This window comes from Psychrobacter sp. S1-30-MNA-CIBAN-0213 (genome assembly GCF_040309845.1).
GTDB lineage: Bacteria > Pseudomonadota > Gammaproteobacteria > Pseudomonadales > Moraxellaceae > Psychrobacter.
In genome coordinates, this window is sequence record NZ_JBEOPE010000002.1 from 227,639 (window position 1) to 242,182 (window position 14,544).

The window sequence follows — 14,544 nt, forward strand, 5'->3', positions numbered from 1 at the left end:
TCAGTAGATTAAGCATAATAGTAATGACGACTTAACACATATTTCTTAGTTCAAAATTACAGTGTTTAGAATTATAGTCGTAACCTTAATGTCGTAATCATTTTGAAAAGCATAGTGGCCTACCTGCGACTATGCTTTTTATTACGTAAGCTTATCGTGAGCTACTGAACAAACCAATAAATTATTGACGATCTAAAGATCACATAACGCAAACACCGCCTTTTTTATATTCACATTCATTGCAATAACGCTGACACCATCTCTTATGAGGTGGTGTGATGTTATTGGTTTAAGGAAAAAAACATGCAACGTTATCCCATGACTCCGCAAGGACATGCGGCTTTAGAAGCCGAATTAAAACAGTTAAAAAGTATCGACCGTCCGCGCATCACTGCTTCTATTGCTGAAGCTCGCGAACACGGCGACCTAAAAGAGAACGCTGAATACCATGCCGCCCGTGAGCAGCAAGGGTTTTGTGAAGCACGTATTCGTGACATCGAAGCAAAACTTGGTGGAGCACAAGTGATTGATACTGCGACTTTAAAACAAGAAGGTCGTGTAGTATTTGGCGTGACCGTCGTTATTGAAAACATGGAAACTGAAGAAGAAAAACATTACCAGATCGTTGGTGATGACGAGGCTGACTTTAAAGCAGGCAAAATCTCTGTCAACTCGCCTATCGCTCGTGGTCTCATCGGTAAGTTTGAAGGTGATGAAGCCCGTATTGAAACACCAAAAGGTGTGGTTGAGTATGAAGTGATGAAAATCATCTACGGTTAGTATAGATATTTATAGCTATTGACTATAGAACCTTCTTACAGCTACTTAATATTTTATAAATTACACAATTGTGCTTTTCTAATATAATTTTTTTAGTGCATAATTGTTTGGGTTTAAATTAATACGTATCTTGTAAATGGTGTCGGTCGAATTGCTGGTTTCCATTAAGGTTCCTACCCTCGTGGGTTGACATGATTTAGATTGTCAACCCACGAGGGTTTTTTATATCTATGTATTTAATTATCTTAGCTTCATTTATTATTATCTGAAAGGACTCTGTTATGACCATCAATCTTAATATGCCAAAAACACTTAACAAAACTCAACCGGTGTGCATTAGCACTGCTATTATTGGTGTTCTTACTGGTTGTATTCTTGCTACTTCTACAGCAAATGCTGCTTCTGAAATTGTGATTAGCCAGCCTACGACTGGTAGTACTACCGTCGTTGAGCAGTACTCTGATGGCAAAACCGCTACCATCACTGCCACGCCTAATAGTATTACGATGCAAGACGGCCTACCGTTTGCAGTCACTCAAATCTCTAATGTGCCACGTTATACTATTCATCAAGGCACTACTCAGGGCAGTACAACTGTCACTACAGTCCCCGTTAATACCATACCCCTCAATACCATACCGGTGACCAACCAAGTTACCCGAGCAGGTGTGTTGACCACTCCTGTAAATACAGTGGCCCAAGTGCTGCCTGTCGCTACCAATGTATCGCTGCCTGTTATCAATCAAACAGCAACGAACCAAGTGATTAGCAGCCAACCGATGACCAGCCAAATAGTCTCTGCAACGACATCTTTGGATACCTTGCAATTACAACCGACTTTTAGTACGCCTGATATCGTTGGCGCGCAAACCAAAATTATGAAAATTCTAAAAAACAGTGATGGTCGTGAGCTTGCGGTGCCTGCTAATCATGTTGCACCCGGTGATGTCATTGAATATCACACCACTTATACTAATACTACTGCACAACCGGTGAATGATATTAATGCCATGGTTTCATTACCAACTGGCGTCAAATTAGTATCGCTAAATAGCCCACTACCGACGCTCGCTACTACTGGCGGTGACAGCTATCAAACCATTCAACAAGTTGGCAACACCGTTGTGGTTCAAGAGAACTATTCTGGTCTAAAATGGAATTTGGTCAATCTTGATGCCAATACTCCACAAACCGTGGTTATACGCGCCAAGGTTCAATAAAAATTAGATTTTAGAGTATTATTACTTAATAAATACTAAAGTTGATAAAAGGTCTTGCGGGCTAGTTTTCTAGTTGGCAAGGCCTTTTTTAGTTGGTGAAATTTTTTAATTAATTTTTCATACAATCATTTGAGCAGTTTTTACCAGTAATATCATTTATTTGCAGTACGACACTACCTGTCGTGTTGTTTTATAAATAATCCTATAAATACAATGACTTAACTACAAATTTGATAAAATAGTCTTTCATTAATTCATTGGTAACTACCACTTATGGCAACCATCAATTATGAACGACTGCAAGGTAAGCTCAACATTTTAGCGGATGCCGCTAAGTATGATGTCTCTTGCTCCTCATCCGCTGGCACTCGCAAAAACCAAGGCGGTGGTCTCGGTGACGCCTCAGCAACAGGTATCTGTCACAGCTATACCGAAGATGGTCGCTGTGTCAGCTTGCTTAAAATTCTGCTGACCAATCATTGTATCTATGATTGCGCGTACTGCACCTCCCGCAAAAGCAATGACACCCCGCGCGCGGCTTTTAGTGTCGAGGAAGTCGTTGATCTAACCATGCAGTTTTATCGTCGTAACTATATCGAAGGGCTGTTTCTTAGCTCAGGTATCTTTAAAAGTGGCGACCATACGATGGAGCGCTTGGTAGAAGTCGCTAAGATATTACGTACCCGTGAGCGCTTTAACGGTTATATTCACTTAAAAACCATTCCGGGCGCTTCAAAAGAATTACTGTTAGAAGCTGGATTATATGCAGACCGTCTCAGCGTTAATATCGAGATTCCCACCAAGTCTGGTCTAGCTTTGCTCGCACCAGAGAAGTCGCACGAGCAATTAAAAGCACCGATGGAAACGGTAAAAGAAGAAATCATCACTATTCGTGAAAGCCGTAAAACTCATAAAAAAGCCCCTAAGTTTGTACCTGCTGGTCAAACCAGCCAGATGATAGTCGGTGCTAGTAACGAAACCGACTTACAGGTGATTCAGTTATCGAGTCATTTTTATAAACAGTATGACCTTAAGCGCGTTTACTATTCTGGTTACGTACCAATGCTATCCGATAGTCGCCTGCCAGCGATTGGCACACCAGTACCGATGGTACGTGAAAACCGCCTATATCAAGCCGATTGGCTGATGCGTTTTTATGGTTTTGGCGCACATGAAATTGTTGAACCTGAATCACCATTTTTAGATTTAGATTGCGATCCAAAACTGGCTTGGGCTATTCGCCATCGCGAACACTTTCCCGTCAATATTCAAACGGCGAGCTACGAGATGATTGTGCGCATTCCAGGTATCGGTATTAAGACGGCTAAAAAGATAGTGAAGGCACGCAAGTTTAATCAGTTAACGCTTTATCATTTAAAAAAGATGGGCGCAGCGGTCAATCGTGCCAAATACTTCATTGCTACTACAGGTAAAAACGAGCACCTTGCGCATTTAACGCGTGACAACTTCCGCCAATATGTACTTGCCCAAACGCAGACCAAGTTTAAAGATCAGCGCAGTGGGCAGTTGGCATTATTTTAAATATAGTGTTAAAAATTATTTATAAAATAAGCCACTACATTCTAAATGTTATCTTAGGATAGACGATGTCGCAACTTGCGCAACACACAACGTACGCTATCGGTCACTTAACGCCCAGTATTGTGCTTTATGAGCCAAGTTTTGAGGGTTGGCTAAGCGCCGTGTTTTACGTATATGCCAACCGATTACAAGACGATGAATCGTTACAACTGACCGCTCAGGACTGTTACGTACCTTCACTAATAGCTCAAGCAGCTAATGTTAGTATTGATGAAGATAAAGCCGAACGCGTACTGATAAAAATGAATAAGCTATTAGGTCGTTCAGGTATGCGCAATATTTTATGGGGATTTTTGTCTGAAAAAGACGATATCGGCACGACTTTATTTCAGGTAGTTAAATATGCTATCGACTACCCTAGCCGCCATATTATGGAAGATTTGGGTAATTTAGATGTGCTGGAGCTGGTACAGACGGTAAAGTCTGTCGGTCGTGAGAAGCATCGTATGGAAGCCTTTGTGCGCTTTGAGCATACAAATGATGACATCTACTTTACCCGCGTTGAGCCTGATTTTAATGTTTTGCCATTGATTGGTGAGCATTTTCGTCAGCGCTATCAAGACCAACACTGGGCGATTTATGATTTGGCCCGTGGTTATGGTATTTATTATGACAAGAGCCAAAGTACACCTTCGCGTCCTGCAGCCTTGCAGACTATTACTGACCTTGATGATGCCGTACTACGTAATCCTGCCAGTATTCATAGTGAGGATGAACAGCGCTATCAGAAATTTTGGCAAGGTTACTTTACCAACGTCAATATCAAAGAGCGTAAAAACCCGCGTCTGCATAAGCAATATTTACCGCAGCGCTACTGGAAATATTTAAGTGAAAAACAAGTATTGCCTAATGCTGAGCACCTGCAAAAACGGCGCTGACTTTGGATCAAACATTCTATAATTGCATTTATTATAAAAAGATAACTGCCAAAATTATTTGTAACCTCTAATTAGCCTTCATGGTTGAGTTTTTAGCGCTTTTAACTGACAATAGCAGCTTGATATTTTAACTGGTGACCAACGCTATTATGAAAGTTATGCGCTTACTGTCGTCTTTAAAGCATGATGAATCCGAACGCGGTATTTTTCATCTTGGGCGTGCCTTGGTCAAAAATGGACATACCTCCATTATTATCTCTAGCGCTAATGATGATAACGATTTGGTCAAACGTTTAGAGCGTGATGGCAATATATACCATCAGCTACATATGTATAAAAAGTCGTGGTTATCCTTATTACAGGTCGCACCGTTACGTCATCTTATTGAACAATACAATCCTGATATTATCCATGTGCATTCACGCACGCCTGCTTGGATATTACATTTAGCCTTACGTCGCGCACGCGTAAAACGTCGGCCAAAATTAGTCTCAACCATGTATGGCTTTTATTCTATTAATAAATACTCACAAGCGTTACTCGATGTCGATACCATTATTACGGTATCAGACAGTGTGACGAATTATTTAAGAAAAGGACTACAACGCGAAGATATCGACTCTAAAGCAATCAAACGCATTTACCGCGGTGTTGATACGCGTCGTTATCCGTATCGCCATAACCCATCCGTATACTGGTTACGACGGACTTTTGCAGAATACCCTGAGCTTGAACATAAAAAGTGGCTGGTATTCCCAACGGTAATCGGTAATGAGTATGGTCAAGAATGGCTGATTGATATTTTGGGAAATTTGCAGGAACAATTTCCCAATATTCACGCGATTATAATGGACGAAGATCATAGAGATGGCGATGTAGCACACGAGGATTTTCGGCAACGTACTCACGCTCTTGAGCTTGCGGACCGCATCACCTATGTTGGCAGTAAGCGTAATGATATGCGTGAGTGGTTATCAGCAGCAAATATCGTGATGGCACTTGCTAATGAGCCTGAATCTATTGGTATTAATGCACTACAAGCGATTCATTTGGGCACACCAGTAGTAGGTTGGGATCAAGCCGCATTTAGTGAAATTTTGCAACCTCTATACCCGCAAGGATTGGTCAAAAAATACAGTGCTCAAGCACTGTGCAAAGTCGTTAAAAGTCAACTAGAGAGCGTCACTCGTCCTGAGATGACAGATAAATTCACCATGCGTGAGATGATTAAAGAGACGATTGAGGTCTATCAAAGTCTATATGACGAGCTACAAGCGGAAGAACAAGCACTATTGAAGGCTCACTCATTAAAGAGATCTAAAAAGCATCTGAAAGCTATTAACAAACCTGTTATCGAATCTATTCACAAAAGGCCAGATGGTACTAAGGTTGAGCTATTAAAAAAGTCGCCAAAAGCGATGGGCGACTCTAAGGTAATTATCAAAAAGACAGACAACACGAATAAGAAGGAAGTTGATAATAATCGATAAAAATAGACAGCGAAATTTATCGACATATCACTCTATAACATACTACTAAACAAGATTTACTAAGATTCTAATTTAATAAGTCGTTGGTGTATGCGCGCTAACGATACGAGTGACAGTATCGCTAGGATTGATAAAAGTATGCGGCTTCATGGTATCAATCACATAGCTATCACCCTGATTTAGCAAATACGTGGTCTCTTCGATGCGGATAAGAATTTTGCCTTCGATGACCGTGCCAATCTCTTCTCCTTCATGAGCGATCTTCTCTTCAGTAGAGCTATTCGGTTGATAAGTCTCAATCAGGAATCCTAGATTCTTTGTTGTGCTGCAGTTATATACCTGCTTGAGTGAAACTCTACTATTAGATTCACTGAGCTCAATCAAATCCTTAGGGGTAACCACTACTCTCGCCTTAGGCTCTTTCCATTCATCACTAAAAAAGGTGGTGAGATCAGAACCTAACACCTCTAATATTGCTTTTAATGTATTGACTGCTGGACTAACTTTATTGCGTTCAATAGCACTAATTGAAGTATTGGTCAGTCCTGCCATCCTTGCTAGTTTACGTTGTGAGTAACCTTTAGCAAGGCGCAGCTGATTAATCTTTTTGCCAATATCTTCTTCTGGTTGTTCATCTGTTTCGAGCACTGCCGACACTTTGTCAGGTATCAATTCATCGTCGATATCAGTATCAGTATCAGTATCAGTATCAGTAATATTATCTAGAGAGTTTTTTGCTGGCATATTGAATGAATTCCGTGAATAGAAATTTGGACAAGTTATCTTGCGCATAATTTAACTCAGGATGCCATTGTACACCAATCATAAATGGATGTTGTACTAAGCTTATAGCTTCTACTAGCCCATCAGGGGCCATTGCTTCAACAAATAAGCGCTCGCCTACTTCACTGATAGCTTGCTTGTGTAGCGAGTTAACATGCCACTCTTTGCCAAACGCCGCTAACCTTCCCTTCGGCTGAATGATAACGTCATGTACCGGCTGATACTGCACTTCAAGTGGTTGTGTATTGTCTTCTAAATGCGGCTCATAAAATCCATCTATGTCACGCCAATCTGGATGCAACGTTCCATCAAAATGGACATTCATCTCCTGTAAACCTCGGCAAACCGCTAATAAGGGCGTGCCAGTTTTATCAGCATATGCCAACAGCTTAAAACTGAGATCATCACGACCCAAATCTTGCTTTTCTTCAATATGCGTTGCTCCATAGCGTGTCGGTGCGACGTTACTATAGCTGCCAGTTAATAATATGCCATCAGCAATTTCTAGCAGTGCATCAAAATTTTCACTATCAGCAGCAGTGTTTGGCAGCAATATGGGATTACCGCCATAGAAGTTTACTGCATCGATATATTTTTGATAAACCGCTTGTGCTGGCTGACCATCAACCATTTTGTGACAAGAGACAATAGCGATAATTGGTCTGAAAGTATGCATGTTAGTCTTCCCTGAATGTGACATCTAAACCTAAAAGCCTAGTATGAGCTTCTCATGGACTAAAATTTAACATATTCACTCCTAAAATGTAAACTATAAACTTCATTATTAATATCCATTAATAAATATGAATGTAATAAATTACTTTTCAATAGTTTTAAATAAAAATTGACATATATAAATTTCAGTCATATATTGGAGGACATCCGTAAGACAAAAGACACATTTTATACATTAAACAAATTGATAAATGTGGTTATGAAATAACGTTAAGTAGTTAATATTATTGTAAAAAATAAATTAATTAACGTTGATAATGACTCGTAGCAAGTAAATCAGCTCTTATCTTTTGCATCACTTATAGCCACTGTTTTATTTAAAACCATTTATAACCTCTACTAAAAGGTTATAAACGACAGCTATTAAAAACGTAGTAACAACAACCCAAGAAATCATCAAAATTAATAGGAATTATAGACATGACGACAACCAATGGAATGGTCGAATCTGCAAACAACACCGAATATGTATACGTTGCAGCAGGTGATATTAATGGCTTACTTCGTGGTAAGCGCATCCCTTTTAATCAGATGGAAAAAGCAGAAAACGGTGCGATACGATTACCTTTGTCAATCTTAGGAGTCGATATTTGGGGCGCTGATGTCATCGAGTCATCTCAATGTAATGGTGATATAGATGCCATTGCCCGTCCTACAGGCCGCGCAGCATATCCACTTCTTAACACTAGTGCACCATCATCCTTGCTACCCGTTTGGCTATATACCGAAGACAATGAGCCTTATTACGGTGATGCTAGACACGTTTTAGATTACATCAGTAAAAAATTCAAAGCGCTTGGACTCACGCCAGTGATGGCAACTGAACTTGAGTTTTATCTGGTTGACTACATTGAAGGTGAAACTCCAAAACCACCTATCCGTCCAAAAAGCGGTTTGAGATTAAATAAAACCTCAATTTTAAGTATCAATGACTTGCTACAATTCGATGAATTTTTAGATGAAGTCTATGCTCAATGCGAAAAACTTGATATTCCCGTTGATGCAGCTTTAGCTGAGAACGGTTGCGGTCAGTTTGAGATTAATTTATTACACGTTGACGATCCGTTAAAAGCAGCTGATGATGCTATTTTGTTCAAACAAGTTGTTAAAGCTGTCGCTGCACGTCGCAAGTTAACTGCCACCTTTATGGCAAAACCTTTTGGTCTACAATCGGGCAATGGCTTTCATGTCCACTGTAGCTTGCTTGATAAAGACGGCAATAATGTGTTTGATGATGGGTCAGATGAAGGCTCAGACATGTTACGTCATGCGGTCGCAGGTCTGCTAAAGACTATGTCAGATTGCACCTTATTATTTGCCCCACATGTTAACTCTTATCGCCGTTTTACCCCTGGTACACTGGCACCAAACAACATTTCATGGGGTTATGAGAATCGTACAGCGGCAGTTCGTATCCCTGGTGGCGATTCTAGAGCACGCCGCATTGAGCACCGTGTATCTGGTGCAGATGCTAACCCATATCTAGTCTGTAGCGCAGTTTTAGCAGGCATGTTATATGGCATCGAAAACAAGCTTGAAGCTCCAGAACCAATTAACAGCATTACTTATAACGAAGCTGAGCTTAAAACCTTGCCTTTAGATTGGCTCTCAGCCATCCGTAAGTTTGAAAGCAGCGATTTAATTGACTCTTTATTCCCAAGCGAGATGATTGAGCTGTTAATCGCAGTCAAAAAGCAAGAAGCCAAGCGCTTTGCTCAGCAAGTCACTAACCTTGAATACCTCACCTATTTACAGGATGTCTAATATGTCAAATAGCAATGCTACTCCGCCTATGGATCAAAACCTTCAGTCTAATAACAAGCGCAATATCCCGCATTATTCAGACAAAGGTCAATACCCTGATAGTTATTATGCTGCCAGTCGTAATCCTAAGCCCGACAGACCTGCTTTGAAAAACGACATTCAAACTGAGATTTGTGTGGTTGGTGGCGGCTATAGTGGCTTATCAACAGCATTACATCTTGTTGAGACTGATCACGAGGTCGTCGTTCTTGAAGGGGCACAGATTGGCTGGGGCGCATCAGGACGTAATGGCGGTCAGATTGTCAACGGACTCAACGCTAGTCTACAAAAGATTAAAAAGTCTTATGGTCAACAGAATGCAGACTTTGTCGGTCAGCTAGTGACTCGCGGTGGCAAAATCATTCGCCGTTTCATTAGCGACTACAATATTGACTGTGACCTAAAAGAAAAAAATATCTTTGCCGCTTTAAATAACGGTCAATTAAAAGATTTACAAGAAACGCATGCACTGTGGGAAAGCCATGGTATGCATGATCGAGAGATGTTAGACAAGCATGCTATTCAAGAGCATATAAAAACAGATGCTTATGTAGGCGGAGTCATTGATCACTCGGGTGGGCATTTTCACCCGTTAAATCTTGCGCTTGGTGAAGCTGTTGCTGTTGAACAAGGCGGCGGTATCATTTATGAAAATACGCTCATGGTTGATATTGAGTATGCTGATGACTCTATCAAAATTATTACCGAGTTTGGCACGGTTACTTGTAAGCAAGCGGTTATTTGCGGCAATGCTTATTTAAATAAAGTCATTCCAAAACTGACTGACCGTGTTATGCCAGTATCCACTCAGATTATCGCTACCGAACCTTTAGGAGATCTAGCAGACCAACTACTCCCAACTGATGTCTGTGTTGAAGATGTACGCTATATTCTTGACTACTACCGTCTTTCTGCCGACAAACGTATGTTATTCGGTGGCGGTACTGTTTACGGTGGTCAAGACCCAGCCGACATCACTGCCAAGATCAGACCTAATATGAATAAAATCTTTCCAGAGTTGCGCGATGTCAAAATAGACTATGCATGGAGTGGTAATTTTGCCTTGTCTTTTTCTCGTGTGCCACAACTAGGTAAGCTACATGACCGAGTATTTTTTGCTCATGGCTATAGTGGCCATGGTATAACAGGATCACATTTATTTGGACAGATACTAGCTGATGCTATTAATGGGAAGACCACAGAGTTTGATACTTTTACCAAGATTCCGTGGATACCTTTCCCAGGTGGCCGTGCATTAAGGGTTCCTTATTCTATGATGGGATCATGGTGGTACGCCCTAAAAGATAGTACTGGAATGTAGACTGGCTGGGTTTATTAATAGATAATAGTCCAGTTTTAAAAGCTTTATTTTGAGGATCGTTGTTACATTACACCATCATAACAATGGAGTGTTGTGATGGGCTTGATAGGAAGTCGATTCGCCACTCCTATTAAGAACTAATTAAAGAACGAATTTTGTTCTACAAAAACAATGAGGTTTTACAAGGAGTGTAAGCATGAATATGAAGCTCAATGATGCTGTTGAAGGACAGTATCATAACAAGCGAGTCTTTCTAACACTAGTAGTGGGTATAGCTATTTACCTTGCTTTTGTTTGGCTCTCAACCACTCGTGATGCATCTGAATCATGGGGCGCCCTATCACTACTACCAACGCTACTAGTACTAGTTACTGCTATTATCTCTAGACGTCCATTTGAGTCGATGATAGCGGGCTGTGTCGCTGGTCTGGTGATGCTTAATCCCTTCAATCTGGTTTCACCTTTTGCTGACAATATTTCTATGGTTCTAGGTAATGAGACTATTATCTGGATTGTTTTAGTTTGTGGCCTAATGGGTGGTCTTATTCAATTGCTCGAGATTAGCGGTTGTCTAGACGGCTTTAGCGAATGGCTACAAAAAATAATCAAGTCGCGTAGACAGTCACTATTGGCTACATTTGCTTTGGGCGTTGTGGTTTTCATTGATGACTATCTAAACTGTTTAGCAGTCTCAACGTCTGTCAAAAAACTAACTGACACTTATGGCGTGTCACGTGAAAAGCTTGCTTATATCGTTGACTCAACCGCAGCACCTATGTGTGTGATTGTTCCTATTTCTACTTGGGCCGTCTATTTTGCAGGTTTGCTAGAAGAGAATAACGTCGCAGGAGATGGCGCTGGTCTAGGACTTTATATTAGTGCTATCCCTTATATGGCTTATGCTTGGTTTGCCCTCCTTATCGTATTCTTGGTCGCAATGGGTATATTCGGTGACTGGGGCCCGATGAAAAGAGCAGAAGCACGCGCAAAGGCGGGTAACCCTGTCCCTGAAGCATTTGTAGAAGAACAGTTGGTTTCAAACGTCAAAGCTAAACGTAAGTTATCATTTAAAGCCAATATCCTTAACTTTGCTTTCCCTATGATTCTATTGATCGTTTCAACTATTTACTTTGAAATCGATCTATTAAGAGGCGCGTTACTCACTTGTTTTGTGACCGTTCTTGTATACTGGGTACAGGGTATCTTAAGCTTTGAGACTCAAGTTGAAGCTATCTTTAAAGGCTTTAAAGTGATGTTATACCCACTCTCAACCGTAATTGGTGGCTTTTTCCTAAAAGCAATCAATGATGAGCTTGGTATGACCATGTATGTGATCGAATCCATCACGCCTTATATGACTATTATCATTTTCCCAGCAGTTATTTTTGCTGTCATGGCTTTCTTAACATTCGCGACTTCATCAAGCTGGGGTCTATACGTTCTAGCAATGCCAATTGTATTTCCAATCTCATTAGCATTAGGTGTTAGTACACCATTGATGATCGGCGCATTATTATCTGCCTCTTCATTTGGTAGCCATGCTTGTTTCTTTAGTGATTCATCATTACTAGCAGCACAAGGAGCTGGCTGTTCACCGATGCAGCATGCCTTTACGCAGTTCCCCTATGCGATGCTTGGTGCAGTATTGTCCGTCGTAACCTTCTTAGGCTTAGGTTATATGATGGCTTAAGTATCGATTAGCGTTATTATTAACCGTTAGACCATGGGCAATTACTGATTGGTAGTTGCCCATTATTAACTGTCCAACATCATCTTTTTGTCCGACATTACTTATCCGCCTATAAAAGGAATTAGATTATGCGCACTGTAACCGTTGCTACCACTCAGATGGCTTGTAGCTGGGATAAACAACAAAATATTGATATCGCTACTGATTTAGTCACTAAAGCTGCCAAGGCTGGCGCCAATATTATCTTGCTACAAGAGTTGTTTGAGACCCCCTACTTTTGCCAAGTTCATGACTTCGATTATTTTAAGCTTGCTACCTCAGTAGCAGACAACGCTGCTATCAAACACTTTAGAAACTTGGCCAAAGAGCTAGCAGTGGTACTACCGATTAGCTTTTATGAAAAATCAGGTAATACTTTTTTTAATAGTGTCACCGTGATTGATGCCGATGGCGAAATACTGGGCACTTATCGTAAAACCCACATACCAGATGGTATTCCTTACGCCGAAAAGTTTTATTTTACCCCAGGCGATACTGGATTCAAGGTTTGGGAGACCAAATATGCCAAGATTGGTGTAGGTATCTGCTGGGATCAGTGGTTCCCTGAATGCGCGCGTAGTATGGCACTTATGGGTGCTGAGATATTATTTTACCCGACAGCGATTGGTGATGAGCCAACATTGGGTATCAACTCAAAAGGCCATTGGCAGCGTTGTATGCAAGGTCATGCAGCAGCCAACCTAATGCCAGTGGTGGCGTCTAATCGTATCGGCTCCGAGACGATAACGCAGAACGGCGTTGATAGCGTTATGGCGTTCTACGGTAGCTCATTTATCACTGATGGAAGAGGTGAGATTATCGAAGAAGCCTCAGCAGATAAAACTGAAGTGATTAGCGCAACCTTTGATTTGGATAAGCTTGCCAGTGATCGTCATCAGTGGGGTGTTTTCCGCGATCGTCGTCCATCTATGTATGGCACTTTACTTACCCATGGCTAAACTGCAAATAATGTCAAACTATGACTGATATAGGCCATACAAAATCGTTTCTTAAAATACTACTGCTAACAAGGTGACTCATATGTCTGAACTCATTCAAGACTCAACTCCGTCCGATGACGGCTTTTATATGCCAGCGGAATTTGAGCCATTACAGAAAGTATGGATGGTATGGCCCTATCGAGCGGATAACTGGCGTCAGCAAGCTATACCTGCTAAAGCAGCTTATGCAGCGGTAGCTATGGCTATCAGACGCTTTTGTGAGGTCGCAGTTTTAGTCAACCTTAATGACTATCAACAATGTCGTGATAGCCTGCCTGATGATATCGAAGTCATCTCTATGCCGAGTAATGATGCGTGGGCGCGTGACATCGTTCCAACCTTTTTAATCAATGACGCAGGTGAGCTACGCGGCTGTGATTGGACTTTCAATGCATGGGGCGGAGACTATGACGGTCTTTATGCGCCTTGGGATGATGATGATAAGTTAGCGGCGCGTCTATGCGATTATTTAGATATCAAACGCTACCGTACCGAAGATTTTGTGATGGAAGGTGGTGCGTTTCATGTCGATGGTGAAGGCACAGTACTGACTACGCGTATGTGTCTGCTCAGTCCTGGGCGTAATCCGCATCTTACCGAGCGCCAAATTGAAGACCAGCTTAAAGCTTATCTTAATGCTCAAAAAGTGCTATGGATCGATGACGGTATTGATCCTGAAGAGACCACAGGCCATATTGATGATATTGCTTGTTTTGCGCGCCCCGGTGAAGTGGTTTGCTTATTTACCGATGATCCTAGTCATCCGTTTTTTGACGCTACGCAAAAAGCATATCAGCAGTTATCTGCTATGACAGATGCTAAAGGTAGACGTTTGAAAGTTCATAAGCTTTGTTGTACTAAAGACCCCGTAACTTTGCCTGAACATTACGACGTTGAGCAGTCTGATGATGCTAAAGCACGTCGTACAGGTGATGTATGCATCGCCTCGTATGCCAATTTTTTAATCTGTAATGATGCCATTATCGTACCGCAATATGATGATATTAATGACAGTTTAGCAATTGCGCAGCTTGAAAAAGTCTTTCCTAGCCATCAGGTAGTGGGAGTACGGACGAAAGAGATTGTCTTTGGCGGCGGTAATATACATTGTATTACCCAGCAGCAACCAGCAGCCAAATTGTGATTAATTAACAACAAACCTGTTAAGGGCTGTTTAGTTTAAGACTTTATTCTAAGATTTA

12 protein-coding genes are annotated in these 14,544 nt (G+C 41.2%); 10 read left to right on the top strand and 2 right to left on the bottom strand.

Annotated elements, in window-relative coordinates; all coding sequences use genetic code 11:
- Positions 1-303: 303 nt before the first annotated feature.
- The 5 genes from greA to AAEY87_RS02770 all read left to right on the top strand — a co-directional run bounded on the left by greA (position 304) and on the right by AAEY87_RS02770 (position 5,970).
- Positions 304-780 (top strand): transcription elongation factor GreA, encoded by a 477-nt coding sequence (gene greA / locus AAEY87_RS02750; protein WP_068034942.1) that lies wholly within the window; start codon positions 304-306, stop codon positions 778-780.
- Positions 781-1,061: 281 nt separating this feature from the next.
- Positions 1,062-2,000, top strand: coding sequence for a hypothetical protein (locus tag AAEY87_RS02755; protein ID WP_350655848.1), 939 nt, complete (start codon positions 1,062-1,064; stop codon positions 1,998-2,000).
- A gap of 273 nt (positions 2,001-2,273) precedes the next feature.
- Positions 2,274-3,542 carry a putative DNA modification/repair radical SAM protein gene (locus tag AAEY87_RS02760; protein ID WP_350655849.1) on the top strand — a complete coding sequence of 423 codons (1,269 nt, stop codon included), beginning with the start codon at positions 2,274-2,276 and terminating at the stop codon, positions 3,540-3,542.
- 65 nt (positions 3,543-3,607) lie between these two features.
- Positions 3,608-4,480, top strand: a complete 873-nt coding sequence (locus AAEY87_RS02765; RefSeq protein ID WP_350655850.1) for a TIGR03915 family putative DNA repair protein — start codon at positions 3,608-3,610, stop codon at positions 4,478-4,480.
- Positions 4,481-4,629: 149 nt separating this feature from the next.
- Positions 4,630-5,970, top strand: coding sequence for a glycosyltransferase family 4 protein (locus AAEY87_RS02770; protein WP_350655851.1), 1,341 nt, complete (start codon positions 4,630-4,632; stop codon positions 5,968-5,970).
- Positions 5,971-6,042: 72 nt separating this feature from the next.
- Here AAEY87_RS02770 and AAEY87_RS02775 read toward each other — a convergent pair whose 3' ends face one another.
- Positions 6,043-6,714 (bottom strand): cupin domain-containing protein, encoded by a 672-nt coding sequence (locus AAEY87_RS02775; RefSeq protein ID WP_350655852.1) that lies wholly within the window; start codon positions 6,712-6,714, stop codon positions 6,043-6,045.
- A complete protein-coding gene (locus AAEY87_RS02780) occupies positions 6,689-7,429 on the bottom strand; it encodes a gamma-glutamyl-gamma-aminobutyrate hydrolase family protein (protein WP_068034936.1) in 741 nt (246 codons plus the stop codon). The genes AAEY87_RS02775 and AAEY87_RS02780 overlap by 26 nt, the downstream gene beginning before the upstream one ends.
- Positions 7,430-7,908: 479 nt before the next feature.
- Here AAEY87_RS02780 and AAEY87_RS02785 point away from each other — a divergent pair, with 479 nt between their 5' ends.
- From AAEY87_RS02785 to aguA, 5 genes are all read left to right on the top strand, one after another.
- On the top strand, positions 7,909-9,252 hold the full coding sequence (locus AAEY87_RS02785; RefSeq protein ID WP_068034935.1) for a glutamine synthetase family protein: 1,344 nt from the start codon (positions 7,909-7,911) through the stop codon (positions 9,250-9,252).
- A 1-nt stretch (position 9,253) separates the two neighbouring features.
- Entirely contained in the window at positions 9,254-10,612 is a 1,359-nt protein-coding gene (locus AAEY87_RS02790) for an NAD(P)/FAD-dependent oxidoreductase (RefSeq protein WP_350655853.1), read from the top strand.
- Positions 10,613-10,808: 196 nt separating this feature from the next.
- Positions 10,809-12,302 (top strand): Na+/H+ antiporter NhaC family protein, encoded by a 1,494-nt coding sequence (locus tag AAEY87_RS02795; protein ID WP_350655855.1) that lies wholly within the window; start codon positions 10,809-10,811, stop codon positions 12,300-12,302.
- A 128-nt stretch (positions 12,303-12,430) separates the two neighbouring features.
- Positions 12,431-13,300, top strand: a complete 870-nt coding sequence (gene aguB, locus AAEY87_RS02800; protein ID WP_068326584.1) for an N-carbamoylputrescine amidase — start codon at positions 12,431-12,433, stop codon at positions 13,298-13,300.
- Between the two features lie 82 nt (positions 13,301-13,382).
- Positions 13,383-14,486 carry an agmatine deiminase gene (gene aguA, locus AAEY87_RS02805; protein WP_350655856.1) on the top strand — a complete coding sequence of 368 codons (1,104 nt, stop codon included), beginning with the start codon at positions 13,383-13,385 and terminating at the stop codon, positions 14,484-14,486.
- The last annotated feature ends 58 nt before the right edge of the window (positions 14,487-14,544 follow it).

Excerpts from the sequence above, each read along its gene's own strand:
- greA (WP_068034942.1), top strand. The coding sequence starts at position 304 with ATGCAACGTTATCCCATGACTCCGCAAGGACATGCGGCTTTAGAAGCC.
- AAEY87_RS02755 (WP_350655848.1), top strand. The coding sequence starts at position 1,062 with ATGACCATCAATCTTAATATGCCAAAAACACTTAACAAAACTCAACCG.
- AAEY87_RS02760 (WP_350655849.1), top strand. The coding sequence starts at position 2,274 with ATGGCAACCATCAATTATGAACGACTGCAAGGTAAGCTCAACATTTTA.
- AAEY87_RS02765 (WP_350655850.1), top strand. The coding sequence starts at position 3,608 with ATGTCGCAACTTGCGCAACACACAACGTACGCTATCGGTCACTTAACG.
- AAEY87_RS02770 (WP_350655851.1), top strand. The coding sequence starts at position 4,630 with ATGAAAGTTATGCGCTTACTGTCGTCTTTAAAGCATGATGAATCCGAA.
- AAEY87_RS02775 (WP_350655852.1), bottom strand. The coding sequence starts at position 6,714 with ATGCCAGCAAAAAACTCTCTAGATAATATTACTGATACTGATACTGAT.
- AAEY87_RS02780 (WP_068034936.1), bottom strand. The coding sequence starts at position 7,429 with ATGCATACTTTCAGACCAATTATCGCTATTGTCTCTTGTCACAAAATG.
- AAEY87_RS02785 (WP_068034935.1), top strand. The coding sequence starts at position 7,909 with ATGACGACAACCAATGGAATGGTCGAATCTGCAAACAACACCGAATAT.
- AAEY87_RS02790 (WP_350655853.1), top strand. The coding sequence starts at position 9,254 with ATGTCAAATAGCAATGCTACTCCGCCTATGGATCAAAACCTTCAGTCT.
- AAEY87_RS02795 (WP_350655855.1), top strand. The coding sequence starts at position 10,809 with ATGAATATGAAGCTCAATGATGCTGTTGAAGGACAGTATCATAACAAG.
- aguB (WP_068326584.1), top strand. The coding sequence starts at position 12,431 with ATGCGCACTGTAACCGTTGCTACCACTCAGATGGCTTGTAGCTGGGAT.
- aguA (WP_350655856.1), top strand. The coding sequence starts at position 13,383 with ATGTCTGAACTCATTCAAGACTCAACTCCGTCCGATGACGGCTTTTAT.